This window comes from Candidatus Planktophila versatilis, from assembly GCF_002288345.1.
Classification (GTDB): Bacteria; Actinomycetota; Actinomycetes; order Nanopelagicales; family Nanopelagicaceae; genus Planktophila; species Planktophila versatilis_A.
The window spans coordinates 1,005,135-1,027,905 of sequence record NZ_CP016781.1 but is presented as its reverse complement, the minus strand read 5'-3'; the positions used below and the strand labels follow the sequence as shown (position 1 = coordinate 1,027,905).

At 48.9% G+C, this 22,771-nt stretch carries 37 protein-coding genes and 1 pseudogene; all 38 read left to right on the top strand.

Annotation, left to right across the window (positions count from 1 at the left end; translation table 11 throughout):
• The first annotated feature begins 3 nt into the window (after window positions 1-3).
• The 38 genes and pseudogenes from rplC (at window position 4) to alr (ending at window position 22,736) form a co-directional block, all read left to right on the top strand.
• Window positions 4-702 carry a 50S ribosomal protein L3 gene (gene rplC / locus A1sIIB142_RS05315; RefSeq protein ID WP_095675223.1) on the top strand — a complete coding sequence of 233 codons (699 nt, stop codon included), beginning with the start codon at window positions 4-6 and terminating at the stop codon, window positions 700-702.
• A 2-nt stretch (window positions 703-704) separates the two neighbouring features.
• The gene (gene rplD, locus A1sIIB142_RS05310; protein ID WP_095675222.1) at window positions 705-1,388 is read left to right on the top strand and encodes a 50S ribosomal protein L4; all 684 of its coding nucleotides are present in this window, start codon (window positions 705-707) and stop codon (window positions 1,386-1,388) included.
• Window positions 1,388-1,681: a 50S ribosomal protein L23 gene (rplW, locus tag A1sIIB142_RS05305; RefSeq protein WP_095675221.1), complete on the top strand. Its 294-nt coding sequence runs from the start codon at window positions 1,388-1,390 to the stop codon at window positions 1,679-1,681. The genes rplD and rplW overlap by 1 nt, the downstream gene beginning before the upstream one ends.
• A 31-nt stretch (window positions 1,682-1,712) precedes the next feature.
• On the top strand, window positions 1,713-2,546 hold the full coding sequence (rplB, locus tag A1sIIB142_RS05300) for a 50S ribosomal protein L2 (RefSeq protein WP_095693933.1): 834 nt from the start codon (window positions 1,713-1,715) through the stop codon (window positions 2,544-2,546).
• Window positions 2,547-2,555: 9 nt separating this feature from the next.
• Complete coding sequence (rpsS, locus tag A1sIIB142_RS05295) at window positions 2,556-2,837, top strand: 30S ribosomal protein S19 (protein WP_095675219.1); 282 nt, start codon at window positions 2,556-2,558, stop codon at window positions 2,835-2,837.
• Window positions 2,830-3,306, top strand: coding sequence for a 50S ribosomal protein L22 (gene rplV / locus A1sIIB142_RS05290; protein ID WP_095693932.1), 477 nt, complete (start codon window positions 2,830-2,832; stop codon window positions 3,304-3,306). Before rpsS ends, rplV begins: the two co-directional genes overlap by 8 nt.
• On the top strand, window positions 3,306-4,106 hold the full coding sequence (gene rpsC, locus A1sIIB142_RS05285) for a 30S ribosomal protein S3 (protein WP_095675217.1): 801 nt from the start codon (window positions 3,306-3,308) through the stop codon (window positions 4,104-4,106). Before rplV ends, rpsC begins: the two co-directional genes overlap by 1 nt.
• Window positions 4,106-4,519 (top strand): 50S ribosomal protein L16, encoded by a 414-nt coding sequence (gene rplP / locus A1sIIB142_RS05280; RefSeq protein WP_095693931.1) that lies wholly within the window; start codon window positions 4,106-4,108, stop codon window positions 4,517-4,519. The genes rpsC and rplP overlap by 1 nt, the downstream gene beginning before the upstream one ends.
• A gap of 2 nt (window positions 4,520-4,521) precedes the next feature.
• On the top strand, window positions 4,522-4,734 hold the full coding sequence (gene rpmC, locus A1sIIB142_RS05275; protein ID WP_095675215.1) for a 50S ribosomal protein L29: 213 nt from the start codon (window positions 4,522-4,524) through the stop codon (window positions 4,732-4,734).
• A complete protein-coding gene (gene rpsQ, locus A1sIIB142_RS05270) occupies window positions 4,734-5,006 on the top strand; it encodes a 30S ribosomal protein S17 (protein WP_095675214.1) in 273 nt (90 codons plus the stop codon). Before rpmC ends, rpsQ begins: the two co-directional genes overlap by 1 nt.
• 17 nt (window positions 5,007-5,023) lie before the next feature.
• Complete coding sequence (gene rplN, locus A1sIIB142_RS05265) at window positions 5,024-5,392, top strand: 50S ribosomal protein L14 (protein ID WP_095675213.1); 369 nt, start codon at window positions 5,024-5,026, stop codon at window positions 5,390-5,392.
• 2 nt (window positions 5,393-5,394) lie between these two features.
• A complete protein-coding gene (gene rplX / locus A1sIIB142_RS05260) occupies window positions 5,395-5,706 on the top strand; it encodes a 50S ribosomal protein L24 (RefSeq protein WP_095675212.1) in 312 nt (103 codons plus the stop codon).
• Window positions 5,706-6,263, top strand: a complete 558-nt coding sequence (gene rplE, locus A1sIIB142_RS05255) for a 50S ribosomal protein L5 (RefSeq protein ID WP_095675211.1) — start codon at window positions 5,706-5,708, stop codon at window positions 6,261-6,263. The genes rplX and rplE overlap by 1 nt, the downstream gene beginning before the upstream one ends.
• A gap of 2 nt (window positions 6,264-6,265) precedes the next feature.
• Window positions 6,266-6,451: a type Z 30S ribosomal protein S14 gene (locus tag A1sIIB142_RS05250; protein WP_018207218.1), complete on the top strand. Its 186-nt coding sequence runs from the start codon at window positions 6,266-6,268 to the stop codon at window positions 6,449-6,451.
• 67 nt (window positions 6,452-6,518) lie between these two features.
• Window positions 6,519-6,923: a 30S ribosomal protein S8 gene (rpsH, locus tag A1sIIB142_RS05245; RefSeq protein WP_095675210.1), complete on the top strand. Its 405-nt coding sequence runs from the start codon at window positions 6,519-6,521 to the stop codon at window positions 6,921-6,923.
• Window positions 6,924-6,930: 7 nt separating this feature from the next.
• On the top strand, window positions 6,931-7,470 hold the full coding sequence (gene rplF / locus A1sIIB142_RS05240; RefSeq protein WP_095675209.1) for a 50S ribosomal protein L6: 540 nt from the start codon (window positions 6,931-6,933) through the stop codon (window positions 7,468-7,470).
• A complete protein-coding gene (rplR, locus tag A1sIIB142_RS05235) occupies window positions 7,470-7,847 on the top strand; it encodes a 50S ribosomal protein L18 (RefSeq protein WP_095675208.1) in 378 nt (125 codons plus the stop codon). The genes rplF and rplR overlap by 1 nt, the downstream gene beginning before the upstream one ends.
• Complete coding sequence (gene rpsE / locus A1sIIB142_RS05230) at window positions 7,847-8,467, top strand: 30S ribosomal protein S5 (RefSeq protein ID WP_095675207.1); 621 nt, start codon at window positions 7,847-7,849, stop codon at window positions 8,465-8,467. The genes rplR and rpsE overlap by 1 nt, the downstream gene beginning before the upstream one ends.
• Window positions 8,467-8,649 carry a 50S ribosomal protein L30 gene (gene rpmD / locus A1sIIB142_RS05225; RefSeq protein WP_017955281.1) on the top strand — a complete coding sequence of 61 codons (183 nt, stop codon included), beginning with the start codon at window positions 8,467-8,469 and terminating at the stop codon, window positions 8,647-8,649. Before rpsE ends, rpmD begins: the two co-directional genes overlap by 1 nt.
• A 2-nt stretch (window positions 8,650-8,651) precedes the next feature.
• Complete coding sequence (rplO, locus tag A1sIIB142_RS05220; protein WP_095675206.1) at window positions 8,652-9,092, top strand: 50S ribosomal protein L15; 441 nt, start codon at window positions 8,652-8,654, stop codon at window positions 9,090-9,092.
• Between the two features lie 37 nt (window positions 9,093-9,129).
• The gene (secY, locus tag A1sIIB142_RS05215) at window positions 9,130-10,425 is read left to right on the top strand and encodes a preprotein translocase subunit SecY (protein ID WP_095675205.1); all 1,296 of its coding nucleotides are present in this window, start codon (window positions 9,130-9,132) and stop codon (window positions 10,423-10,425) included.
• Entirely contained in the window at window positions 10,425-11,060 is a 636-nt protein-coding gene (locus tag A1sIIB142_RS05210) for an adenylate kinase (RefSeq protein WP_095693930.1), read from the top strand. Before secY ends, A1sIIB142_RS05210 begins: the two co-directional genes overlap by 1 nt.
• A 9-nt stretch (window positions 11,061-11,069) precedes the next feature.
• Complete coding sequence (gene map, locus A1sIIB142_RS05205) at window positions 11,070-11,882, top strand: type I methionyl aminopeptidase (RefSeq protein WP_095675203.1); 813 nt, start codon at window positions 11,070-11,072, stop codon at window positions 11,880-11,882.
• Window positions 11,883-12,043: 161 nt separating this feature from the next.
• Complete coding sequence (infA, locus tag A1sIIB142_RS05200) at window positions 12,044-12,265, top strand: translation initiation factor IF-1 (RefSeq protein ID WP_017955276.1); 222 nt, start codon at window positions 12,044-12,046, stop codon at window positions 12,263-12,265.
• 32 nt (window positions 12,266-12,297) lie between these two features.
• Entirely contained in the window at window positions 12,298-12,411 is a 114-nt protein-coding gene (gene rpmJ, locus A1sIIB142_RS05195; RefSeq protein ID WP_017955275.1) for a 50S ribosomal protein L36, read from the top strand.
• A 135-nt stretch (window positions 12,412-12,546) separates the two neighbouring features.
• Window positions 12,547-12,924: a 30S ribosomal protein S13 gene (gene rpsM, locus A1sIIB142_RS05190; RefSeq protein ID WP_095675516.1), complete on the top strand. Its 378-nt coding sequence runs from the start codon at window positions 12,547-12,549 to the stop codon at window positions 12,922-12,924.
• Window positions 12,924-13,343: a 30S ribosomal protein S11 gene (gene rpsK / locus A1sIIB142_RS05185; RefSeq protein ID WP_095675202.1), complete on the top strand. Its 420-nt coding sequence runs from the start codon at window positions 12,924-12,926 to the stop codon at window positions 13,341-13,343. The genes rpsM and rpsK overlap by 1 nt, the downstream gene beginning before the upstream one ends.
• Window positions 13,344-13,359: 16 nt before the next feature.
• Window positions 13,360-13,986 (top strand): 30S ribosomal protein S4, encoded by a 627-nt coding sequence (rpsD, locus tag A1sIIB142_RS05180; protein ID WP_095675201.1) that lies wholly within the window; start codon window positions 13,360-13,362, stop codon window positions 13,984-13,986.
• Between the two features lie 61 nt (window positions 13,987-14,047).
• The gene (locus tag A1sIIB142_RS05175) at window positions 14,048-15,058 is read left to right on the top strand and encodes a DNA-directed RNA polymerase subunit alpha (RefSeq protein ID WP_017955271.1); all 1,011 of its coding nucleotides are present in this window, start codon (window positions 14,048-14,050) and stop codon (window positions 15,056-15,058) included.
• Window positions 15,059-15,069: 11 nt separating this feature from the next.
• A pseudogene (gene rplQ / locus A1sIIB142_RS05170) lies at window positions 15,070-15,423 on the top strand (50S ribosomal protein L17); the annotation flags it as partial.
• A 23-nt stretch (window positions 15,424-15,446) separates the two neighbouring features.
• Window positions 15,447-16,286 (top strand): tRNA pseudouridine(38-40) synthase TruA, encoded by an 840-nt coding sequence (truA, locus tag A1sIIB142_RS05165; protein WP_095693929.1) that lies wholly within the window; start codon window positions 15,447-15,449, stop codon window positions 16,284-16,286.
• Window positions 16,287-16,410: 124 nt separating this feature from the next.
• Complete coding sequence (rplM, locus tag A1sIIB142_RS05160) at window positions 16,411-16,863, top strand: 50S ribosomal protein L13 (RefSeq protein ID WP_095675197.1); 453 nt, start codon at window positions 16,411-16,413, stop codon at window positions 16,861-16,863.
• 17 nt (window positions 16,864-16,880) lie between these two features.
• Window positions 16,881-17,366 (top strand): 30S ribosomal protein S9, encoded by a 486-nt coding sequence (rpsI, locus tag A1sIIB142_RS05155; protein ID WP_095675196.1) that lies wholly within the window; start codon window positions 16,881-16,883, stop codon window positions 17,364-17,366.
• A gap of 48 nt (window positions 17,367-17,414) precedes the next feature.
• A complete protein-coding gene (gene glmM / locus A1sIIB142_RS05150) occupies window positions 17,415-18,761 on the top strand; it encodes a phosphoglucosamine mutase (protein WP_095693928.1) in 1,347 nt (448 codons plus the stop codon).
• Window positions 18,762-18,764: 3 nt separating this feature from the next.
• Window positions 18,765-20,603, top strand: coding sequence for a glutamine--fructose-6-phosphate transaminase (isomerizing) (glmS, locus tag A1sIIB142_RS05145; RefSeq protein WP_095693927.1), 1,839 nt, complete (start codon window positions 18,765-18,767; stop codon window positions 20,601-20,603).
• Window positions 20,604-20,605: 2 nt separating this feature from the next.
• Complete coding sequence (locus tag A1sIIB142_RS05140; RefSeq protein ID WP_223299182.1) at window positions 20,606-21,274, top strand: phosphatase PAP2 family protein; 669 nt, start codon at window positions 20,606-20,608, stop codon at window positions 21,272-21,274.
• A 20-nt stretch (window positions 21,275-21,294) separates the two neighbouring features.
• Complete coding sequence (locus A1sIIB142_RS05135; protein WP_095675193.1) at window positions 21,295-21,636, top strand: holo-ACP synthase; 342 nt, start codon at window positions 21,295-21,297, stop codon at window positions 21,634-21,636.
• Window positions 21,633-22,736, top strand: coding sequence for an alanine racemase (gene alr / locus A1sIIB142_RS05130; RefSeq protein ID WP_095693926.1), 1,104 nt, complete (start codon window positions 21,633-21,635; stop codon window positions 22,734-22,736). Before A1sIIB142_RS05135 ends, alr begins: the two co-directional genes overlap by 4 nt.
• The last annotated feature ends 35 nt before the right edge of the window (window positions 22,737-22,771 follow it).

Sequence of the window (22,771 nt, the reverse complement as noted above, 5' to 3'; positions counted from 1 at the left end):
CTAATGACACGTGAAGTTGTAACTCAGTCTTACGGTTCGTCCATCAAGGGCGTTCTCGGTAAGAAGCTTGGCATGACCCAAGTATTCGATGCAGAAAACAAGATGATTCCTGTGACAGTTGTTTCAGTTGAGTCATGCGTTGTTACATCGATTCGCACACCTGAGAAGGATGGCTATTCAGCTGTTCAACTTGGATACGGCGCAATTGATCCAAAGAAAGTTTCTAAGCCACTTGCTGGACATTACGCAAAGGCAGGCGTCACTCCTCGTCGCTCCGTTGCCGAACTCCGCACACTCTCAGCTGCTGAATACACAGTGGGACAAGAGATTGGCGCATCAACATTTGCAGCTGGCGATATCGTCGATGCAACTGGAACATCAACTGGTAAAGGAACTGCTGGTGTTATGAAGCGCCACGGTTTCGGTGGACTTAGCTCATCTCACGGTGTAGATCGTAAGCACCGTATGCCAGGTTCAATCGGTGCATGTTCAACACCAGGTCGCGTTTTCAAGGGAATGCGCATGATGGGTCGTATGGGTAATGAGAAGGTCACAACGCAGAACCTCACAGTTCAAGCTGTAGATCTAGAAAATAACCTACTTCTTATCAAGGGCTCTGTTCCTGGTACCGATGGTGGTCTCGTCTTTATCCGTTCAGCTGCTAAAAAAGCACTTGTTGAGACTGTAAAGGCAGGGATGTAACCATGGCACTTACCGTTGAAGTAAAGAACGCAGAAGGTAAGAAAGTTGGCTCAGTTGATTTGCCAGCAGATATCTTTGATGCGCAGACAAATATTCCTCTTATTCACCAAGTCGTAACAGCTCAACTTGCAGCTGCTCGTCAAGGTACCCAGAAGGCAAAGAACCGTGGAGAAACTTCCGGTTCAGGTAAGAAGCCTTTCAAGCAGAAGGGAACAGGTCGTGCTCGTCAGGGTTCGATTCGTGCTCCGCTTCAGCGTGGTGGCGGTGCTGCACACGCAGTTCGTCCACGTTCATATTTCCAACGCACACCTAAGAAGATGATCGCAGCAGCACTACGCGGTGTTCTCTCTGACCGTCAGCGTAACGAGCGAATTCACGTGCTGGATTCAGTAACAGCTGCTCCTTCAACGAAGGCAGCACTTGCTGCAGTGCGTCAATTCTCAACTCGCAAGAACCTCTTGGTTGTTGTCTCACGTAAGGAAGACGCTGCATGGCGTTCACTTCGTAACGCTGATGACCTACACCTTCTTGTTCCAGATCAGCTCAACGCTTATGACATCTTGAAAAGCGATGACGTTGTCTTCTCTGAAGCAGCGATCAACGACTTCCTCAAGTTCAAGGCTTCAGCTAAGACTTCAGGAAAATCTGTGAAGTCAGTAGCACGCGAAAGTGAGGTATCTGCATAATGAAGGATTACCGTGAAGTTTTGCTAGCACCAGTTGTCTCTGAAAAGAGCTACGGGTTGCTCGATGAAAACAAGTACACATTCCTTGTTGCAACAGATGCTAATAAGACAGAGATCAAGATCGCTGTTGAAAAGGTATTTGGTGTGAAGGTGGTCAGTGTTAACACTATGAACCGCCAGGGAAAGAATAAGCGCACACGTTTTGGTGATGGAAAGCGCAAAGACACAAAGCGAGCAATCGTTCATGTGGCCGCTGGCGACCGTATCGACATCTTCGGAGGCCCTGTTTCGTAATTGAAACAGGACCTTAAAGAGAGGAAACCTCATGGCACTTCGCAAACTAAAGCCAACGACCCCAGGTCAGCGTGGAGCAACTGTTCCAGATTTCGCAGAAATCACTCGCTCAACACCTGAGAAGTCACTCGTTCGCCCAATTCACTCAAAGGGTGGTCGTAATAATCAAGGTCGCATCACTGTTCGTCACCAAGGTGGCGGTCACAAGCGTGCATACCGTCTTATCGATTTCACACGTAACGATAAAGATGGTGTACCAGCAAAGGTTGCACACATTGAATACGATCCAAACCGCACAGCGCGTATCGCACTTCTTCACTACGCAGATGGAGAAAAGCGTTACATCATCGCTCCAAATAAGCTTGAGCAAGGTGCAACAGTTGAGAACGGTCCTAAGGCCGATATCAAGCCTGGCAACAACTTGCCACTTCGCAACATCCCAGTAGGAACAACTGTTCACGCAATTGAACTTCGCCCAGGTGGCGGAGCAAAGATTGCTCGTTCAGCTGGCGCATCAGTTCAACTCGTTGCAAAAGAAGGAGCATTTGCACAACTTCGTATGCCATCTGGAGAAATCCGTAACGTAGATGTTCGTTGCCGCGCAACTGTTGGTGAAGTTGGAAACGCAGAACAAGGAAACATTAACTACGGAAAAGCTGGACGTAAGCGCTGGTTAGGCGTTCGTCCATCTGTTCGTGGTGTTGTTATGAACCCAGTTGACCACCCACACGGTGGTGGTGAAGGTAAAACTTCTGGTGGTCGCCACCCAGTTTCACCTTGGGGTAAGCCTGAAGCACGTACTCGCAAGAAGAAGGCTTCAGATTCAATGATCGTCCGTCGTCGTAAGTCGAACAAGAAGCGCTAAGGAGCCCTCATGCCACGTAGTCTCAAGAAGGGTCCATTCATTGATGGACATCTCACCAAAAAGGTGGATGCCCAAAATGAAGCCAATACAAAGAATGTCATTAAGACATGGTCACGACGCTCGATGATCTCGCCTTCAATGATCGGACACACCATTGCGGTACACGACGGCCGCAAGCATGTCCCTGTATTTATTACCGACGCAATGATCGGTCACAAGCTTGGTGAGTTCGCACCAACACGTACATTCCGCGGACACGTTAAAGATGATCGGAGAGCTACTCGTGCCTAATACACAAGACGCACTCATCGCTCGCGCAGTACTGCGCGACATCCGCCACACACCACAGAAGGCTCGTCGCGTTGTCGACTTGGTCCGTGGAATGCGTGCAGATGAAGCACTTAACGTTCTTAAGTTTGCTCCGCAAGCAGCTGGTTCAGATGTCTACACACTTCTTAACTCAGCAATTGCTAATGCTAAGCAGCAGAATCCAGCAATCCGTGACGCTTCAGAGCTCTGGGTTGTCGAAGCACTCGTTGACGAGGGACGCACAATGAAGCGTTTTCGCCCGCGTGCACAAGGTCGCGGTTTCCGTATTTTGAAGCGCTCAAGCCACATCTCGGTTGCGGTCAGCGATTCAAAGGTGACTTCAAAGTCACTTTCACGTACTTCAACCAAGGCGCAGACACGAAATCCAAAGCGTTCTGATAAGTCACCACTAGCAACTCAAACACCAGCTGAGAAGGGAGCGTCCAACTAATGGGTCAAAAAGTAAACCCACACGGCTTCCGTCTCGGCATCACAACTGAATTTAAGTCACGTTGGTATGCAGATAAGTTGTACAAGGATTACGTCAAAGAAGACGTCGAAATCCGCCGACTTATGCAGAAGGGCATGGAGCGCGCAGGCGTTTCACGTATCGAAATCGAGCGCACACGTGATCGTGTACGTATCGACCTTCACACTGCACGCCCAGGAATTGTTATCGGTCGTCGCGGACAAGAGGCAGACGTTCTACGTCTAAAGCTTGAAAAGCTCACCGGTAAGCAAGTTCAGCTCAATATTCTTGAAGTAAAGAACCCTGAAATTGATGCGCAACTCGTTGCACAGGGAATTGCCGAGCAGCTTGCTGCACGTGTTTCTTTCCGTCGCGCAATGAAGAAGTCAATGCAATCAGCGATGAAGGCAGGAGCTCAGGGCATTCGTGTTCAGTGCGGTGGTCGTCTCGGTGGTGCAGAAATGTCACGTTCTGAGTTCTACCGTGAAGGTCGCGTTCCACTACACACACTTCGCGCTGATATTGATTACGGCTTCTACGAAGCTGCAACAACATTCGGTCGCTTGGGTGTAAAGGTCTGGATCTATAAGGGTGAAGTTATTGGTTCACGCGCAGAGCGTGCTGAAAAGGCACTTGCAGAAGCACGCGCACCAAAGCCAGAACGTCGCGGACCACGCACACCACGTGCCCCACGCGCTGAAGTAACAACTTCACACGTTGCAACTGCAGATTCAACTCCTGCAGCTCCAGCAACAGAGACTTCAGAAGGAGGAGCGCAATAATGTTAATTCCTCGCAAGGTTAAGCACCGTAAGCAGCACCACCCATCACGATCAGGTGCATCAAAGGGTGGAACACAGGTTGCATTTGGAGACTTCGGTATCCAGGCACTTGCTCCTGCTTATGTCACTAACCGTCAGATTGAGGCAGCGCGTATCGCGATGACTCGTTATATCAAGCGTGGTGGAAAGGTTTGGATCAATATTTATCCAGATCGCCCACTCACAAAGAAGCCTGCTGAAACTCGTATGGGTTCCGGTAAGGGTTCTCCAGAATGGTGGATCGCAAACGTGAAGCCAGGTCGCGTTATGTTTGAAATTTCAGGCGTAACAGAGGCGGTAGCTAATGAAGCTATGCGCCTTGCGATTCACAAGCTCCCAATGAAGTGCCGCGTTGTAAAGCGTGAGGAGGCATAACCATGGCGATTACTACTGAAGAACTTCGTCAACTGTCAGCTGATGAGTTAACTGCAAAGCTTCGTGAAGGTAAAGAAGAACTCTTTAACCTTCGCTTTCAAGCAGCAACAGGTCAGCTTGAATCACATGGTCGTCTCGGTGCAGTTCGTAAAGAGATTGCTCGTATCTACACAATTATTCGTGAACGCGAACTAGGAATTGGAGGCGCTGCGTAATGGCTACAAATCCAACCGAAGATCGCGGATCCCGCAAGACTCGTGAAGGCATCGTTGTCTCAGACAAGATGGATAAGACCATCACCGTTGCAGTATCAAACCGTGTTGCACACGGTATGTACTCAAAGGTTATGAGCCGCACACACAAGCTCAAAGCACATGATGAGACAAACTCAGCAGGCACAGGCGATCGCGTATTGATCATGGAAACACGACCAATATCAGCCTCAAAGCGCTGGCGTTTAGTTCAAATCATCGAGAAGGCTAAGTAAGGGAACGGGTGGAATAAATGATTCAACAAGAATCGCGCCTACGCGTCGCGGATAACACAGGAGCTAAAGAGCTTCTCTGTATTCGTGTGCTCGGCGGAACCAAGCGCCGTTACGCCGGTATCGGAGACATCATCGTATGTTCAGTCAAGGATGCAATCCCTGGTGGACAGGTAAAGAAGGGTGAAGTCGTCAAGGCTGTCATCGTTCGCACAGTAAAAGAACGTCGTCGTCCAGACGGTTCTTACATCAAGTTTGACGAGAACGCTGCAGTTATCCTGAAAGCGGATGGCGAACCACGCGGAACTCGTATCTTCGGACCAGTTGCTCGCGAACTTCGCGACAAGAAGTTCATGAAGATCATTTCACTCGCTCCGGAGGTGCTCTAACCATGGCGAAGATTAAGAAGAATGACGAAGTTTTGGTTATCGCTGGCAAGAACAAGGGCGTAACCGGCAAGGTTCTTCATGTAGATGGAAGCCGCGTCACTGTTGAAGGCGTTAATCGCATTCAGCGTCACACCAAGGAATCAACTTCTGACCGTGGCGTCAAAGTAGGCGGAATCATCACACAAGAAGCATCAATTCATATTTCAAATGTCATGGTCGTAGATGGAGATGGCAAGGCAACACGTCTTGGCGTTCGAGTCGATGAAGAAGGCACAAATGTTCGCATCTCACGTCGCACAGGAAAGGACATCTAATGAGCACTGCTACAGATGTTCGTCTCAAGGCTCGCTATAAGAGCGAAATCCAGGCAACCCTTAAGGGTGAATTTGGATATAAGAATCCAATGCAGATTCCTACGCTGACAAAGATTGTCGTCAACATGGGTGTTGGTGAAGCTGCGCGCGATGCCAAGCTCATCGAAGGTGCAATCCGCGATCTAGCAATCATCACTGGCCAAAAGCCACAGGTTACTAAGTCACGTAAATCAATTGCCCAGTTCAAGCTTCGCGAGAACATGCCAATTGGTGCACACGTCACTCTTCGTGGAGATCGCATGTGGGAATTCGCAGACCGTCTTCTCTCAATCTCTCTTCCACGTATCCGCGACTTCCGTGGTCTTTCTCCAAAGCAGTTCGATGGAAAGGGCAATTACACCTTCGGTCTCACCGAGCAGGTTGTATTCCCAGAAATCGAACAGGACAAGATCGATCGCACCCGCGGTATGGATATCACTGTCGTAACAACAGCTAAGAACGATGACGAAGGTCGCGCACTACTTAAGGCGCTCGGCTTTCCTTTCAAGGAGGCATAAGAATGGCTAAAACATCACTCAAGGTTAAAGCTGCTCGCAAGCCTAAGTTCAAGGTTCGCGGTTACACACGTTGCCAGCGTTGCGGCCGTCCGCATGCTGTCTACCAAAAGTTTGGAATTTGTCGCGTCTGTTTCCGTGAAATGGCGCACCGCGGCGAGCTTCCAGGTATCACCAAGGCGTCTTGGTAATAGTACAAACGAAAAAAGTCCAAGCAGATCGCTTGGGTACTAATTCGAGAAAGGCCACAGGCCACGTATGACAATGACAGATCCGATCGCAGACATGTTGTCTCGTCTGCGCAATGCGAACTCTGCCTACCATGACACGGTTTCAATGCCGTCATCATCGGTCAAGGTACGTATTGCAGAGATCCTCAAGCAAGAGGGTTTCATTGCAGAATACCGCGTTGAAGCAATGGCAACTGGAGTAGGCAAAAACCTCACTCTTGACCTTAAATTCGGCACAAACCGCGAACGTTCAATCGCTGGTCTTCGCCGCGTGAGCAAGCCAGGACTTCGCGTATACGCAAAGTCAACTGCGCTTCCAAAAGTTCTTGGTGGTCTTGGAGTTGCAATTATTTCAACTTCATCTGGACTACTTACAGATAAGCAAGCCAATAAGAAGGGTGTAGGCGGAGAAGTTCTCGCCTACGTATGGTAAATCTCCCATGTCACGTATTGGTCGTATGCCTATCACCGTTCCAAGCGGTGTAGAAGTTTCAATCACAGGTCAGAGCGTTGCAGTAAAGGGACCTAAGGGTTCACTCGCAATTGCAGTTCCAGCACCTATCCAAGTTTCACAAGCAGATGGTGTTATCACCGTTGCTCGTCCAAATGAAGAGCGTGTAACACGTTCACTTCACGGCCTATCTCGCTCACTCGTAGCGAATATGGTCGAAGGTGTAACAACTGGTTACTCACTCACAATCAACATCGTTGGTGTTGGTTACCGTGTTGCTGAAAAGGGCAAGGATCTTGAATTCCAGCTCGGCTACAGCCACTCAATTCTTTTCCCAGCCCCAGAAGGAATCTCCTACAAAGTTGAATCACCAACTAAGTTAATTATCAATGGAATTGATAAGCAGCTTGTTGGAGAGACAGCAGCGAAGATCAAAAAGCTTCGCAAGGCTGATCCATATAAGGGTAAGGGCTTGCGTCTTGAAGGCGAAGCAGTTCGTCGCAAGGCTGGAAAGGCAGGTAAGAAGTAATGGCAATCGGAGTTAAGGTCCGCAAGGGCTCAGCGCAAAACGCGCGTGCTCGTCGTGCTTTCCGTCTTCGTAAGAAGATTTCAGGCACACCATCACGTCCACGCCTAGTCGTTTCACGTTCATCACGTCACCTCTTCGTACAGGTTATTGATGACACCCAAGCAAAGACAATTGCTTACGCATCAACAATGGAGCTCGAACTTCGCAAGTCATCTGGCGATAAGACAGATAAGTCGAAGCAAGTAGGAGCACTCATTGCTGAACGCGCTAAGAAGGCTGGAATTTCGACAGTTGTCTTTGACCGCGCAGGTAATAAGTACCACGGTCGTATTGCTGCAGTTGCAGATTCTGCACGAGAGAATGGATTGGAGTTCTAATGGCTGTTAATCCAACTAACGATGCAGCGTCCACAACAGGCGCACCTTCAAATAAGGGTCGCGGCGAACGTCGCGAACGTCGTGATGATCGCGAGAAGGAGAAGTCTCCATACACCGAGCGCGTGGTTTTCATTAACCGCGTGTCAAAGGTTGTAAAGGGCGGACGTCGCTTCTCATTCACAGCACTCGTTGTTGTGGGAGATCAGAACGGAACCGTTGGCGTTGGCTACGGAAAATCTAAGGAAGTTCCACAAGCTATCGCTAAGGCAGTTGAAGAAGCTAAGAAGTCATTCTTCGTAGTGCCACGCGTTCAAGGAACAATTCCTCACCCAGTACAGGGTGAAACAGCAGCGGGTGTAGTTCTACTTCGCCCAGCAAGTCCAGGTACCGGAGTAATCGCCGGAGGCCCTGTTCGCGCCGTACTTGAGTGCGCTGGTGTTCACGATGTACTGACAAAGTCTCTCGGTTCTTCAAATGCAATCAACATGGTTCACGCCACTGTTGCAGCACTGAAGATGCTTGAGTCACCTGCACAAATTGCAGCACGCCGCGGTCGTCCGTTGGAAGATGTTGCTCCTGCAGCAATTATTCGCGCCTCACAGATGACAGTTGGTGTCTAATGCCACGTTTAAAGATTACACAGGTCAAATCAACAGTCGGCAATAAGCCAGAGATTCGCAACACCGTTCGTTCACTCGGACTCAAGCGCATCAATGACGTTGTCGTCAAAGAAGATCGTCCAGAAATTCGTGGCATGGCAGTAGCTGCTCGCCACTTAATCAAGGTAGAGGAGGTCGAATAAAGATGACACTTAAACTTCATCACCTTCGTCCAGCTCCAGGTGCTAAGAAAGATAAGACTCGTAAGGGTCGCGGAGAAGCATCAAAGGGTAAGACTGCTGGTCGTGGCGGTAAGGGAACACATGCTCGTAACACGGTTCGTCCTGGTTTCGAAGGTGGTCAACTTCCGCTCGTCATGCGTCTTCCAAAGCTTCGCGGCTTTAAGAACCCGGCACGTATCGAGTACCAGGCAGTGAATGTCTCAACAATCAACGCACTCTTTCCAAAGGGTGGCGCTGTAACAGTTGCAGATCTCATTGAAAAGGGTGCAGTTCGCGATTCACTACCTGTAAAAGTTCTTGGAAATGGCGAAATTGCAGTCAAGGTATCCATTACGGCACATGCATTTTCTGCATCAGCGATTGAGAAGATCTCAGCTGCTGGTGGATCGACAGCAACTCTGTAATACAAACAAACGCTATTGAGCTAGAGGGAGAAGATTGATGCTTTCAGCATTTGGAATGGCATTTAAGACGCCTGAACTTCGTAAGAAAATCTTCTTCACTCTCTCAATCATGGCCCTCTTCCGCTTTGGTTCCGTCGTTCCAACACCAGGTGTTTCATACACAGCGGTAAAGGGATGTCTTGCCCAAGCGCAGACTGGCGGCCTATTCGGGCTTATCAATCTTTTCTCAGGTGGAGCGCTCTTGCAGCTCTCTGTCTTTGCACTTGGCATCATGCCTTACATCACCAGCTCAATCATTATTCAGTTGCTGACCGTTGTTATTCCTCGCTTTGAAACACTGAAGAAGGAAGGACAGTCAGGTACTGCAAAGCTCACTCAGTACACCCGCTACCTCACCATCGGACTAGCAATCTTGCAGTCAACAGGTCTTGTTGCGGTTGCTCGTACACCTGGTCGCTTGATCTCCGGTTGTAACGTTCCCATCATTCCTGACACTTCATGGCAACGTATCTTGACCATGATTGTTGTGATGACAGCAGGAACATCAGTAATTATGTGGCTCGGTGAGCTCATCACTGATCGCGGTGTTGGTAACGGAATGTCCATTCTTATCTTCACATCAATCGCATCAACTTTCCCCGGTCAGCTCTGGTCAATCAAGCTTCAAAAGGGCCTCTTCGCATTCCTATTCGTTTGCGCAGTGGGAGTCGTCGTAGTTGCCGCTGTTGTATTCGTTGAACAGGCGCAGCGTCGAATTCCGGTGCAATACGCCAAGCGCATGGTGGGACGTCAGGCATATGGCGGAACATCAACCTATATTCCAATTAAGGTAAACCAGGCTGGTGTTATCCCGGTTATCTTCGCATCATCACTTCTCTATATTCCATCGCTGATTGTGAACTTCACTAATAGCCAAGCAGGATGGGCAGTCTGGATCTCACGTAACTTAGTGACCGGTGATCACCCAATTTATATGGTTACCTACGCAGCTCTCATTATTTTCTTCACTTACTTCTACGTTGCAATCACATTTAACCCAGAAGAGGTTGCAGATAATATGAAGAAGTACGGTGGATTTATTCCAGGAATCCGTGCCGGACGACCAACAACTGAATACCTTCAGTATGTTCTCTCTCGTATTACCGCCCCTGGTGCGCTCTATCTGGCACTTGTTGCACTCATTCCAGTCTTCGCACTCGTTCTCTTCGGTGCCACCCAGAACTTCCCATTCGGTGGAACTGCAATTCTGATTGTGGTTGGCGTTGGTCTAGATACAGCAAAGCAGATCGAGAGCCAGTTGCAGCAGCGTTCATATGAAGGTTTCTTGAAGTAATGCGTTTAGTCCTGGTAGGTCCACCAGGTGCCGGTAAAGGAACTCAAGCTCAGTTCCTGGCTGCGCACTATTCAATTCCACATATCTCCACCGGTGATATTTTCCGGGCAAACCTCAAAGCCAGCACACCGCTCGGTCTTAAGGCAAAAGGATTTATGGATTCCGGACAACTAGTTCCTGATTCAGTGACTAATGAGATGGTCAAAGATCGCCTTACTCATGACGATGTTGCAAACGGATTCCTACTCGATGGCTTTCCACGTAACACCGTGCAAGCTGAAGTCTTGCGTGCTTTCTTAACTGAAAAGGGCGCACCGCTTCAAGCTGTCCTAGAACTAGCGATTGAAAATGAAATCATTATCAAACGCCTATCCTCACGCCGCACCTGTAAAGAGTGTGGGGCACCGGCTGCCGCCAACCTTGAGAAGTGTGCGGCATGTGGTGGCGAGCTCTACCAACGCGAAGATGATAAAGAAGAAGTGATTGCAAAGCGCCTTGCTGTCTATGAAGAGCAGACTGCGCCTATCATCTCTTTCTATCGCAACGAAGGCTTGCTTATTACTATTGGCGCCGATGGCGATGTAGCAGATATAACTGAGCGCGCGATTACAGCGTTAAGTCGCGTTCACGGCTAAGAAATAACTATGGCAATTCAAATCAAAGACCTTGAGCAACTCAAGGTGATGCGTCGTGCCGGTCTTTTGGTCGGTCAAACATTGCAACTTCTGCGGGAAAATATCAAAGCTGGCATGACAACAGCTGCCCTGGACGCAATAGCGGCAGCAAATATCAAACGTGGGGGAGGCACCTCAAACTTCCTTGGCTACCACGGCTTTCCAGCAACTATCTGCGTCTCAATCAACGATGAAATCGTCCACGGCATACCTGGTACGCGCGTGATTAACGACGGGGATATTGTCTCTATTGATTGCGGAGCGATTATCGATGGTTGGCATGGAGATGCCGCATTTTCTATCGGCATCGGAAACCTTGATCCAGCTGATCAGAAATTGATGGATACATGCGAAGAATCGATGTGGGTTGGTATCGCAGCCGGCAAAAACGGCGCTCGACTTTCCGATATTGGTCACGCAATCGAGCAATACATTGATTCGCAAGGTGAGTATGGAATCTTGCAAGAATACGGTGGCCATGGAATCGGCACTGAGATGCACCAAGAGCCACATGTCCTTAATTTTGGAAAGGGCGGAAATGGCCCAGAAATCATTCCTGGAATGGCACTTGCCATCGAACCGATGATTACTCGGGGATCGCCCAAGACCAAAGTCTTGAGCGATAAATGGACCGTGGTTTCAACGGATCAATCTCGTGGCGCCCACTTCGAAAACTCATATGTCATCTGCCCTGATGGAAAGCCTTTTGTGCTGACCGCACTCGATGGTGGCAGGTCCGAACTTGCTCGCTTTGGCATAGAGACCTCCGAACTCCTCGCCTAGGCGGCGTGTTGGGTGCGGTCAATACGCTCTTTTTGGGCGATTTCCCTTTATAAGGGGCTCTGCCATAGAATGACCCTTCGCGCCACATTCAATTCCTTCCGGTTTTGAGCGTGGTTCGACCCTGTTCGTTCACATGAAAAAAGAGAAGAAGGTATTGATCCTTGGCAAGTAAAGATGGTGCGATCGAAATCGAAGGCACTGTTGCTGAGGCGTTACCTAATGCGATGTTCCGTGTTGAACTTACAAATGGACATAAAGTCTTGGCACATATCAGTGGAAAGATGCGAAAGAACTACATTCGTATTTTGCCGGCAGATCGTGTGATTGTAGAACTTAGTCCATATGACCTTACAAAGGGTCGAATTATTTACCGTTACAAGTAAATCTTTCGCCCCCACTAACAAAAGGAAAACACGTGAAGGTTAATCCAAGCGTGAAGAAGATTTGCGACAAGTGCAAAGTCATTCGTCGCAAGGGTCGCGTAATGGTGATCTGCGAAAATCTTCGTCACAAGCAGCGTCAAGGGTAACTCCGAGACAAAGATAAGTACGCGTGATGCGACTTAACTAGAAATAGTTAAGACCCCCGGACCGGTAGGCCAGGGCTCGATAAATATGTCGAGGAGCATTGCGAAGGACCTCCGGATATAGAAATGGTTGAACATATGGCACGTCTAGTCGGTGTCGATCTTCCACGTGAAAAGCGTGTTGAGATTGCACTCACATACATTTTCGGAATGGGTCTTACCCGTTCCCACGAAACTCTCGCGGCAACTGGTATTTCACCAGATACTCGCGTAAAAGATTTGCAAGAGTCAGAACTTGCTCAGCTTCGTGAATACATCGAAGCCAATTACAAAATCGAAGGAGATCTTCGCCGCGAAGTTGCTGGCGATATCCGTCGTAAAGTTGAAATTCAAAGCTACCAAGGTATTCGTCACCGCAAGGGACTTCCTGTACGTGGTCAGCGCACTCACACAAACGCTCGTACTCGTAAGGGTCCACGTAAGGCAATTGCCGGCAAGAAGAAGGTGACTAAGTAATGGCCACTCCTAAAGCAAAAACAGCAGCCCCAGCAAAGGGCAAAGTAAAGCTTCGTAAGAAAGAGAAGAAGAACGTTGCAGTAGGTAAGGCTTTCATCAAGTCAACCTTCAACAACACAATCATCTCAATCACTGATCCAACAGGGGCTGTTATCTCTTGGTCATCATCTGGCCAAGTAGGTTTCAAAGGCTCACGTAAGTCGACTCCATTCGCAGCACAGCTTGCAGCAGAAGCAGCAGCTCGTCGCGCACAGGAGCACGGCCTAAAGAAAGTAGATGTTTTCGTAAAGGGACCTGGTTCCGGACGCGAAACTGCAATCCGTTCATTGCAAGCAGCAGGCCTAGAAGTTGGAGCTATCTCAGATACAACTCCAGCTCCACACAATGGCTGCCGCCCACCGAAACCACGTCGAGTTTAAGGAAGGAAGAGAATAAATGGCTCGTTATACCGGAGCAGACTGCAAGCGTTGCCGTCGCGAAAAAGTAAAGCTCTTCCTTAAGGGCTCAAAGTGCGATGGACCAAAGTGTCCGATCGAATCTCGTCCTTATCCACCAGGACAGCACGGCCGCGGCCGTTCAAAGGAATCTGAATACCTATTGCAGATGCGCGAAAAGCAAAAGTGCGCACGTATTTATGGTGTTCTCGAAAAGCAGTTCCGTGGTTACTACGAAGAAGCGAACCGCAAGCAAGGTAAGACTGGTGAAAACCTTCTTATTCTTCTTGAGACTCGCCTCGATAACGTTGTATTCCGCGCAGGATTTGCAAAGTCTCGTGACATGGCGCGCCAGTTGGTTCGCCACGGTCACTTCGTTGTCAATGGTAAGAAGGTAAACATTCCTTCATATCGTGTATCTCCAATGGACATCATTGATGTTCTTTCAAAGTCACACGACCTCACACCATTTATCGTCGCAAGCGCAGAGTTCGGTGAGAAGTCTGTTCCAGCGTGGATGGAAGTTGTTGCAGCACAGATGCGCATCATCATCCACGGTGTACCTGCTCGATCAGTGATCGATACCCAGGTTCAAGAACAGCTCATCGTTGAGCTCTACAGCAAGTAATTTTTCAACCCCCTAGAGGAAATCAAATAGAGGATTTCCACGAGAAGAAAGAGGAGCACAAGTGCTAATTGCACAACGCCCAACGCTTAGCGAAGAAGTAATTTCCGAGAACCGCTCACGTTTCATCATCGAACCACTTGAGCCAGGTTTCGGCTACACACTCGGCAACTCAATGCGCCGTACCCTGCTTTCATCTATTCCAGGTGCTGCAGTAACAAGCATTCGCGTTGCTGGAGCTCTCCATGAGTTCACAACTCTTGAAGGCGTGAAGGAAGATCTCACAGATATCGTCTTGAACATCAAGAACCTTGTTCTTTCAAGTGATAACGATGAGCCTTCAGTGATTTACATCCGTAAGTCAGGTGCTGGCGCTGTCACAGGTGCTGATATCGCTGTTCCAAGTGGAGTAGAAGTTCACAACCCTGAGCTTCACATTGCAACACTAAACGGCAAGGCAAACCTTGAAATCGAACTTACAGTTGAGCGCGGTCGCGGATATGTGACTGCAGTTCAAAACAAGCAAGCTGGAGCAGAGATTGGTCGCATTCCTGTTGACTCAATCTATTCGCCAGTTCTTAAGGTGACCTACAAGGTTGAAGCAACTCGCGTTGAACAGCGCACAGACTTCGATCGTCTTGTTGTTGATGTTGAGACAAAGCCATCAATGAAGCCACGCGATGCCGTTGCATCTGCTGGAAAGACACTTGTTGAGCTCTTCGGACTTGCTCGCGAACTTAATCTTGATGCAGAAGGTATTGAGATGGGGCCATCTGTTATGGATGCCGCCCTCGCTGCAGACCTTGCTCTTCCTATCGAAGATCTCGATCTCACAGTACGTTCATATAACTGCTTGAAGCGCGAAGGCATTCACACAGTGGGTGAACTCGTTAATCGTTCAGAGGCTGACCTACTTGATATCCGTAACTTCGGATCAAAGTCAATCGATGAGATCAAGGCAAAGCTTGTATCAATGGGAATGTCACTTAAGGACAGCCCAGCAGGATTTGATCCTTCCCAACACCAGAACTACAACGTGTCAGATGAAGACTTCGCTGACGCAGATCAGGCATAAAGGAGAAAACAATGCCAAAGCCAACTAAAGGCCCACGTTTGGGTTCAGGCCCATCACATGAGCGCTTGATTCTTCGTACTCTTGCCGAGCAGTTGTTCGAGCACGGAAAGATCACAACTACAGAAGCAAAGGCGAAGCGTCTTCGTCCACTAGCTGAAAAGTTGATTACCTTCGGTAAGAAGGGTGACCTCTCTGCTCGCCGTGAAGTAATGGCGCGTATTGCTAACAAGAGCGTTGTTCACACACTCTTCACAGTAATCGCTCCAACTTTTGCTAACCGCGAAGGTGGATACACACGCATTACAAAGATTGGTCCACGTAAGGGCGATAACGCTCCTATGGCAGTGATCGAACTCGTAACAGATAAGTAAAAACACTTACCTTTACCATGGCGGCGCCCACTCTCTTTCCTGAGAGTGGGTTTCGTCGTTTACGGCTCGATATTGCCTACGATGGCACCCACTTCTTTGGCTGGGCAACACAACCAGGACACCGAACACTGCAAGAGCTTATTGAAGAAGCCATTTCCCGAATCTCACAGACAAATATCGATTCAATTGTTGCTGGGCGCACCGATGCCGGAGTCCACGCAACAGGGCAAGTAATTCATGTTGATGTGCCTGATGCAATGTTTGACCGAGAACTTACCTACCTAGATCTGCGTTATAAACTAAATAGAATTCTTGATGAAGATGTGCGCATCATGAATGTCAGCGATGCCCCCCAAGGCTTTCATGCCCGTTTTTCTGCCTTGCGCAGGTATTACAGCTACAAGATTCTCGATAACAACGATGTCATCGCACCTCTTTCTCGCCACGACGTTGCATCGTGGTATCGCCCACTCGATGCTGATCGCATGAATGAAGCTAGTGCGCTGCTATTGGGTCATCACGACTTTGCCGCATTCTGTAAATTCAAGGTAGGCGGAACAACTATCAGAACTCTAGAAAAATATGAGTGGCACCGTAGTGCAGAGGGCTTGCTGGTTGCCGATGTTGTTGCCGATGCCTTCTGTTACTCCATGGTGCGCAATCTTGTGGGCGCAGTTGTCTGTGTTGCTGACGGGCGGCAAAGCCCTGCCTGGATTGCGCAATTACTGGCCAACAAGGAGCGAGTCTCAGATTCCTTGGTATTTCCAGCCCGCGGCCTGACTCTGTATCAAGTTGATTACCCGAGTAATGATCAGCTGCTAGAGCGGGCTAAAATCACTGTCGCCAAGCGTGGATAAAGCGTTTTTCACGCTCAAAGGCCGATTTGGCCTGGCACTCCAGGGCAGGTAAAGTTCATCCCCTGCGCCAGATTAGGTGCCGAAAGTAGTCCCCAAGATAAAGAAAAGAAGAAGGTAATAAAGCATGCGTACATATAGCCCCAAGGCAGGCGACGCCGACCGTAAGTGGCACGTTATTGATGCACAGGATGTTGTGCTCGGTCGTCTTGCAACCCATGCAGCCGTTCTTCTACGCGGAAAGCACAAAGCAACATTTGCACCGCACATGGATATGGGCGACTTCGTTATCGTCATCAACGCCGAAAAGATCGCGCTCTCTGGCAACAAGGCGCTGACAAAGTTTGCACACCACCACTCAGGTTTCCCAGGCGGCTTAACTTCAACTGTCTACGGTGAACTGATTGAAAAGCACCCAACCCGCGCTGTTGAAAAAGCGATCAAGGGAATGCTTCCAAAGAACCGTCTTGGTGCACAGGTTGCATCAAAGCTCAAGGTCTATGCCGGACCAGAGCATCCACATGCAGCACAGTCACCAGTTCCATATGTATTCACTCAAGTTTCTCAAGTAGCCAAGTAAGGGATAAGTAAATAAACATGTCAGATACAACTTTCAACGAGATCGACGAGACAGAGACACTTACTTCCTACTCTTCAGCCACTCCTGCTGCTGCAACTAACCGCAAGGCAATCACAGCACCAGGTGCTGGCACAGGTCGCCGCAAGGAAGCAGTTGCTCGCGTTCGCCTAGTTCCAGGTACAGGCCGCTGGGTTGTAAACGGCAAGACACTCGATGGTTATTTCCCAAATAAGGTTCACCAACAACTAGTTTCAGAACCATTTCGCACAGTAGGTGCAGAGGGTCTTTACGATGTTTTTGCTCGCATCAACGGTGGTGGAGTTTCAGGTCAAGCTGGCGCACTACGTCTTGGTGTTGCACGTTCACTCAACGAGATCGACACTGAGGCTAATCGTCCAGCACTAAAGAAGGCTGGCTTCCTCAAGCGCGATGCTCGTGTGATTGAACGTAAGAAGTACGGCCTTAAGAAGGCACGTAAGCGTTCACAGTACTCAAAGCGTTAATTCTTTTTACCCAGATATCCCGTTTGTTCCTGCAGTAAAGGAGTTGTTATGGCTCTCTTTGGAACAGACGGGATTCGTGGTTTAGCAAACGGGCAAACGCTTACCGCTGAAATAGCCGTGGATGTTGCGGTCGCGGCAGCGCATATTCTCGTTGAATCATCGAGTAATAAAGGCAAGCGTCCTAGAGCCATAGTTGGTCAAGATTCACGTGCTTCAGGAGAATTCTTAGAAGCAGCTGTTGCTGCCGGTTTAGCAAGTGCGGGTATCGATGTGTATCGCGTCGGAGTATTACCAACCCCAGCGATTGCCTATCTTGTGGGTGAATCAGGGGCCGATCTCGGGGTCATGATTTCAGCATCGCATAACCCGATGCCAGATAACGGAATCAAATTGTTCTCACGTGGTGGTGGAAAGCTTGATGATTCCATCGAAGCTGCTATTGAAAAGCGTATGGGTGAACCATGGACACGTCCTACCGGGCGAAATGTTGGACGCATTATCTTTGATGAGACCGCCAGCGCTCGCTATCTCAACCATCTAGCTGCTTCGGTAACTACACCCCTTAAAGGTCTGAAAATTGTTGTTGACTGTGCAAATGGAGCATCTTCTTTTGTCGCACCCATTGCATATGAAAAAGCTGGAGCAACCGTAGTTGCTATTCATCGTTCTCCTGATGGCTGGAATATTAACGAGAACTGTGGATCCACACACTTAGAAGATTTACAGGCAGCTGTTGTTAAAGAGGGCGCCGACTTTGGAATTGCCCACGATGGCGATGCTGATCGATGCTTGGCTATCGATGGTGCCGGCAAGGTTGTCGATGGCGATGCCATCATGACAATTCTTGCTATCGGATTCAAAAACCGCGGCGGCCTTACATCTAACACAATCGTTGGCACTGTCATGAGCAACTTAGGATTTATGCATGCTATGAAAAATGCTGGTATTTCAGTCATCAGCACTGCAGTCGGAGACCGCTACGTTCTTGAAAAGATGATTGAAGGCGATTTCTCACTAGGTGGGGAACAATCAGGACATTTGATTATGCGCGAATTTGCCAACACTGGCGACGGAATTCTTACCGCCCTGCAATTGGCACAAGAAGTAGTTCGCAGCGGGAAGTCGCTGGCAGAACTAGCATCACAAATGCAGCGCTTCCCACAGGTTCTGATCAATGTCTCTGATGTGAAAAAAGATAAGTTGGATGAATCAGCAGCGATTGCAAAGGCTGTGGCGACTGCCGAATCAACTCTTGGCGAGAATGGTCGAGTCTTATTGCGCGCATCTGGTACTGAGGCACTAGTAAGAGTGATGGTTGAGGCCTCGAGTGATAACCTTGCGCAAGACATCGCAACATCTCTTGCAGCTGTTGTGAAAGCAGAACTGGGGAACTAATTCGTGTGCGGAATCGTGGGTTACACCGGACCACAATCTGCAATCACGCCCATCGTTGAAGGCCTTCGCCGACTTGAATATCGCGGATATGACTCTGCCGGAATCGCACTTGGTACCAATAACTCACTCTTTGTGGAAAAGCGCGCCGGCAAACTTGCAAATCTTGAAGCGGCGCTCCCAGCAAATTTACCTACTGTACATTCTGGAATCGGACACACACGTTGGGCAACACACGGTGGCCCCACTGACAGGAATGCCCACCCTCACTTAGATAATGAAGGCAAGCTGGCAGTTATTCACAATGGAATCATTGAAAATTATTCAGAGCTACGCAAAGAGTTAGAAGCTCGCGGTCATGCCTTCTCATCTGAAACAGATACCGAATCTGTAGCCCACTTACTTTCTGACCTTCGCAAAGAACATGGTGGCGATCTCACCGCAGCCATGCGGGCAGCGGTCAAGCGACTGCGTGGCTCTTTCACACTTCTTGCCATTCACGCCGATGCCCCACAAACAATCGTGGGAGTACGCCGTAATTCGCCATTGGTAGCCGGTATTGGCAAGGGTGAAAATTTCTTAGCATCTGATGTCGCTGCCTTTATCGATTACACCAAGCGCGCAGTTGAACTTGGCCAAGATGAAGTTGTGACCATCAGCCCGGAAGCAATCACAATCTGTGACCTCGAAGGCCGGGCTGTTGCACTTCGTGAATACGAAATCACATGGGATGCAGCCGCGGCGCAAAAAGGTGGTTTCGCCCACTTCATGCTCAAGGAAATCTTTGATCAACCAAAAGCAATAGCCGACACTCTTATTGGCCGCCTGAGTGATAACAACCAGATACTTCTTGATGAATTACATATGAGTGATGATGAGATGAGACAGATTAAGAGAATTTCTGTCATTGCTTGCGGCACTGCCTATCACGCAGGCATGGTGGCAAAGTATGCAATCGAAAAGTGGGCAAAGATTCCAGTAGATGTGGAGATTGCCTCCGAATATCGCTATCGCGATCCGATTATTGATAAAGATTGCCTCGTTATTGCAATCTCACAATCAGGTGAAACTATGGATCTGCTCATGGCGGTGCGCCATGCAAAGGCAGCTGGCGCTCGAGTATTGGCAGTCTGTAATACAAACTCATCTACGATCCCACGTGAGTCGGACGCGGTCCTCTATACCCATGCAGGTCCTGAAATTGCTGTTGCATCAACGAAAGCTTTCCTCACACAAATTGTTGCTATCTATCTCATCGGTCTAAAACTGGCACAGGTGCGAAAGCAGCTCACCGAGAAAGAAGTACGCGATCTATATAGCCAGATGCTTGAGCTTCCTGGCAAGGTGGAACAAATCTTGGAAACTATCGAACCCCTTCGTGAGTTAACTCGTAAGTTTGTAAAGAACGACACCATTCTCTTTCTAGGGCGCGGAATTGAATATCCCGTTGCACTTGAAGGGGCACTTAAATTAAAAGAGCTTGCATATATTCATGCTGAAGGTTTTGCGGGCGGCGAACTTAAACATGGGCCTATCGCTTTGATTGAAGAAGGCACTGCTGTGATTGCAATATTGCCTCCTGCTGATGAGCATGGCCTGGATGAGAAGATGCTCAGCAACATTCAAGAGGTAAAGGCACGCGGTGCTCGTGTAGTTGTCATCGCCCCAGAAGGTGCCGAAGTCATTGGCGCAGAACACATTATTCGTATTCCTGTGACATCTTCTTTATTCCAGCCGGTCCTTGCAACCGTTCCACTGCAAGTCTTTGCATATGAAATAGCTGTTGCTCGCGGCACAGATGTAGACCAACCTCGTAACTTGGCTAAATCGGTCACCGTCGAATAACTATGTCAACGATTGTCGATCCTCGCCAGCGCCAAATGCGCCGTGCTCTGAAATGGTCAGCAAGCCTATTCGCAGGTTACTTATTTGTTACTTATCAGGTACTCACCAACGGATTTCTCATTGAGATTGACCGCACTTTTAACGATGTAGAGCACCCGAAATTCCAAGGTTTATCTAACTTTGTTATTCGCAGGCTAGATGACCTAGGTCTGCGTGGCGTCTCTGGGGTTGCGCTGCTTATTGTTGCCGTTTACATCTCGCGCCGATTTAAAACATGGCGGCCAATTAATTTAGGAGTGCTCTCATTTCTTGCCCTCAACGTAGTTGTTGGTGCATTTAAATATGGGTTAGGACGCACAAAGCCAAAAGAGGGTTTCGATCTCTTGCATGCTGGTGGAATGTCATATCCCAGCGGTCATGCATCAAATGCCATTCTTATTTGGGGGATGGTTGCATATTTGATTTACCGATACGCCCATGTCAATCGCTATCAAGGAAGGCTTGCTAGCGCCGGCGTTGGCCTGCTCGCCTTAACTGTTTGTGTAGTCTCATTGCTGCGAAATACCCACTGGTTCTCAGATCTCTTCGGTGGCCTCTTACTTGGGGGTTCCCTTTTGGTTTTGATAATCGCGATAGACCGATATTTCCCATCTGATAGCCAACTTCACTAACCACTAATAGACTCGGTGTCATGATTGATGGAATTGGCATCGATGTCGTAGACATTGCCCGATTTAAGCAATCCCTCGAGCGCACCCCACATTTGGCGCAAAAACTATTTACCGAATCTGAACGTACCAAATCCGCCCCATCACTTGCCGCCCGCTTTGCCGCCAAAGAGGCGCTCTATAAAGCCTTGAGTCCAACTCATGGATTGCAGTGGCACGATGCTGAAGTCATTAACCATGAAAACGGAAAACCCGACTTTCTCTTTCGTGGTGCAATCGCAGAACTCATTGACGGCGCCACCGTGCACCTTTCACTTTCACACGACGGTGGTATCGCATCGGCGATGGTGGTGATTGAGCGATGAGAGCAGAAGCACTTATTGATCTCAGTGCAATTAAACATAACGTTGAACTACTTAAAGACGTTTCCGGAACAAATCTTCTGGCAGTTGTGAAAGCCGATGCCTACGGCCATGGACTGATTCCGGTTGCAAAGGCAGCGCTATCAGCCGGTGCTTCATACCTTGGCGTTGCCCTCTTGGAAGAAGCAGTTGCCCTGCGCGAGGCAGGTATCACTGCACCAATCTTGGCGTGGCTTGTCCAACCGGGCTCAGATTTTGCACAAGGCATTGAGTTAGATATTGAAATTGCGGTCGCATCACTAGCTGCGCTGAAAGAAATTTCGGCAGCAGCTAAGTCTAAAAAAGCGCGCATTCACTTGGAAGTTGATACCGGTATGACCCGTGGTGGGTTTCTGAATGAATGGGATCAACTCACTGCAGAGCAGCTAAAGGGTGTGGACGTTGTCGGAATCTTCTCGCATTTTGCCCGGGCAGATGAGCCAGCTGAAAAACAAAATAGTGATCAACTGGGGCGATTTAGCGCTGCCGTTGCGCATCTGAATTCTCTTGGCCACGTCAACATCATGAGACATTTATCGAACTCAGCTGCCACGCTAAAAAATGGCGCTGCTAGCTTTGACATGGTGCGCACAGGTATTGCGATGTATGGACTTTCTCCCGATGTGCAGACACTCGGTGATTCGAAATCTCTTGGCCTTCGTCCAGCTATGCAGCTACGGGCTGCTCTCTATTTAGTTAAAGATGTTCCAGTCGGATCACCTGTTGGTTATGGGGCAACCCAGAGCACAACGGTCGACACCAAGTTAGGTGTAGTTGCGATGGGGTATGCAGATGGAATTCCACGGATCGCGCGCACTGCCGGAGTGTGGTCTGCAGGAAAGCGCGCACCCATTATTGGACGAGTATCCATGGATCAATTTGTTGTCGATTTAGGTGTGGATGCCAAAGCTCGCTCGGGAGACTGGGTGACAGTTTTCGGTAACGGTTCACACGGTGAATACACAGCAGATGACTGGGGAGCAGCGTCTCAATCAATTAATTATGAGATAGTCACACGAATAGGCCCGCGTGTGCCTAGAATCTACGCGCCCCATGTTTACTAATTCCAGATTGAATGCTTTGAGATTGATGAAAGAGA

What these genes read in the sequence shown, in the direction of transcription:
- rpsE (WP_095675207.1), top strand. Translation starts at nt 7,847, where the DNA reads ATGGCTGTTAATCCAACTAACGATGCAGCGTCCACAACAGGCGCACCT.
- rpsD (WP_095675201.1), top strand. Translation starts at nt 13,360, where the DNA reads ATGGCTCGTTATACCGGAGCAGACTGCAAGCGTTGCCGTCGCGAAAAA.
- map (WP_095675203.1), top strand. Translation starts at nt 11,070, where the DNA reads ATGGCAATTCAAATCAAAGACCTTGAGCAACTCAAGGTGATGCGTCGT.
- A1sIIB142_RS05140 (WP_223299182.1), top strand. Translation starts at nt 20,606, where the DNA reads ATGTCAACGATTGTCGATCCTCGCCAGCGCCAAATGCGCCGTGCTCTG.
- alr (WP_095693926.1), top strand. Translation starts at nt 21,633, where the DNA reads ATGAGAGCAGAAGCACTTATTGATCTCAGTGCAATTAAACATAACGTT.
- rpsM (WP_095675516.1), top strand. Translation starts at nt 12,547, where the DNA reads ATGGCACGTCTAGTCGGTGTCGATCTTCCACGTGAAAAGCGTGTTGAG.
- rplW (WP_095675221.1), top strand. Translation starts at nt 1,388, where the DNA reads ATGAAGGATTACCGTGAAGTTTTGCTAGCACCAGTTGTCTCTGAAAAG.
- rplP (WP_095693931.1), top strand. Translation starts at nt 4,106, where the DNA reads ATGTTAATTCCTCGCAAGGTTAAGCACCGTAAGCAGCACCACCCATCA.
- rpsC (WP_095675217.1), top strand. Translation starts at nt 3,306, where the DNA reads ATGGGTCAAAAAGTAAACCCACACGGCTTCCGTCTCGGCATCACAACT.
- A1sIIB142_RS05210 (WP_095693930.1), top strand. Translation starts at nt 10,425, where the DNA reads ATGCGTTTAGTCCTGGTAGGTCCACCAGGTGCCGGTAAAGGAACTCAA.
- rplN (WP_095675213.1), top strand. Translation starts at nt 5,024, where the DNA reads ATGATTCAACAAGAATCGCGCCTACGCGTCGCGGATAACACAGGAGCT.
- rpmC (WP_095675215.1), top strand. Translation starts at nt 4,522, where the DNA reads ATGGCGATTACTACTGAAGAACTTCGTCAACTGTCAGCTGATGAGTTA.
- truA (WP_095693929.1), top strand. Translation starts at nt 15,447, where the DNA reads ATGGCGGCGCCCACTCTCTTTCCTGAGAGTGGGTTTCGTCGTTTACGG.
- A1sIIB142_RS05135 (WP_095675193.1), top strand. Translation starts at nt 21,295, where the DNA reads ATGATTGATGGAATTGGCATCGATGTCGTAGACATTGCCCGATTTAAG.
- secY (WP_095675205.1), top strand. Translation starts at nt 9,130, where the DNA reads ATGCTTTCAGCATTTGGAATGGCATTTAAGACGCCTGAACTTCGTAAG.
- rpmD (WP_017955281.1), top strand. Translation starts at nt 8,467, where the DNA reads ATGCCACGTTTAAAGATTACACAGGTCAAATCAACAGTCGGCAATAAG.
- rplE (WP_095675211.1), top strand. Translation starts at nt 5,706, where the DNA reads ATGAGCACTGCTACAGATGTTCGTCTCAAGGCTCGCTATAAGAGCGAA.
- rplB (WP_095693933.1), top strand. Translation starts at nt 1,713, where the DNA reads ATGGCACTTCGCAAACTAAAGCCAACGACCCCAGGTCAGCGTGGAGCA.
- glmM (WP_095693928.1), top strand. Translation starts at nt 17,415, where the DNA reads ATGGCTCTCTTTGGAACAGACGGGATTCGTGGTTTAGCAAACGGGCAA.
- rplR (WP_095675208.1), top strand. Translation starts at nt 7,470, where the DNA reads ATGGCAATCGGAGTTAAGGTCCGCAAGGGCTCAGCGCAAAACGCGCGT.
- rpsQ (WP_095675214.1), top strand. Translation starts at nt 4,734, where the DNA reads ATGGCTACAAATCCAACCGAAGATCGCGGATCCCGCAAGACTCGTGAA.
- rplO (WP_095675206.1), top strand. Translation starts at nt 8,652, where the DNA reads ATGACACTTAAACTTCATCACCTTCGTCCAGCTCCAGGTGCTAAGAAA.
- rplF (WP_095675209.1), top strand. Translation starts at nt 6,931, where the DNA reads ATGTCACGTATTGGTCGTATGCCTATCACCGTTCCAAGCGGTGTAGAA.
- rplD (WP_095675222.1), top strand. Translation starts at nt 705, where the DNA reads ATGGCACTTACCGTTGAAGTAAAGAACGCAGAAGGTAAGAAAGTTGGC.
- rplC (WP_095675223.1), top strand. Translation starts at nt 4, where the DNA reads ATGACACGTGAAGTTGTAACTCAGTCTTACGGTTCGTCCATCAAGGGC.
- rplX (WP_095675212.1), top strand. Translation starts at nt 5,395, where the DNA reads ATGGCGAAGATTAAGAAGAATGACGAAGTTTTGGTTATCGCTGGCAAG.
- rplM (WP_095675197.1), top strand. Translation starts at nt 16,411, where the DNA reads ATGCGTACATATAGCCCCAAGGCAGGCGACGCCGACCGTAAGTGGCAC.
- rpsK (WP_095675202.1), top strand. Translation starts at nt 12,924, where the DNA reads ATGGCCACTCCTAAAGCAAAAACAGCAGCCCCAGCAAAGGGCAAAGTA.
- rpsH (WP_095675210.1), top strand. Translation starts at nt 6,519, where the DNA reads ATGACAATGACAGATCCGATCGCAGACATGTTGTCTCGTCTGCGCAAT.
- rpsI (WP_095675196.1), top strand. Translation starts at nt 16,881, where the DNA reads ATGTCAGATACAACTTTCAACGAGATCGACGAGACAGAGACACTTACT.
- A1sIIB142_RS05250 (WP_018207218.1), top strand. Translation starts at nt 6,266, where the DNA reads ATGGCTAAAACATCACTCAAGGTTAAAGCTGCTCGCAAGCCTAAGTTC.
- rpsS (WP_095675219.1), top strand. Translation starts at nt 2,556, where the DNA reads ATGCCACGTAGTCTCAAGAAGGGTCCATTCATTGATGGACATCTCACC.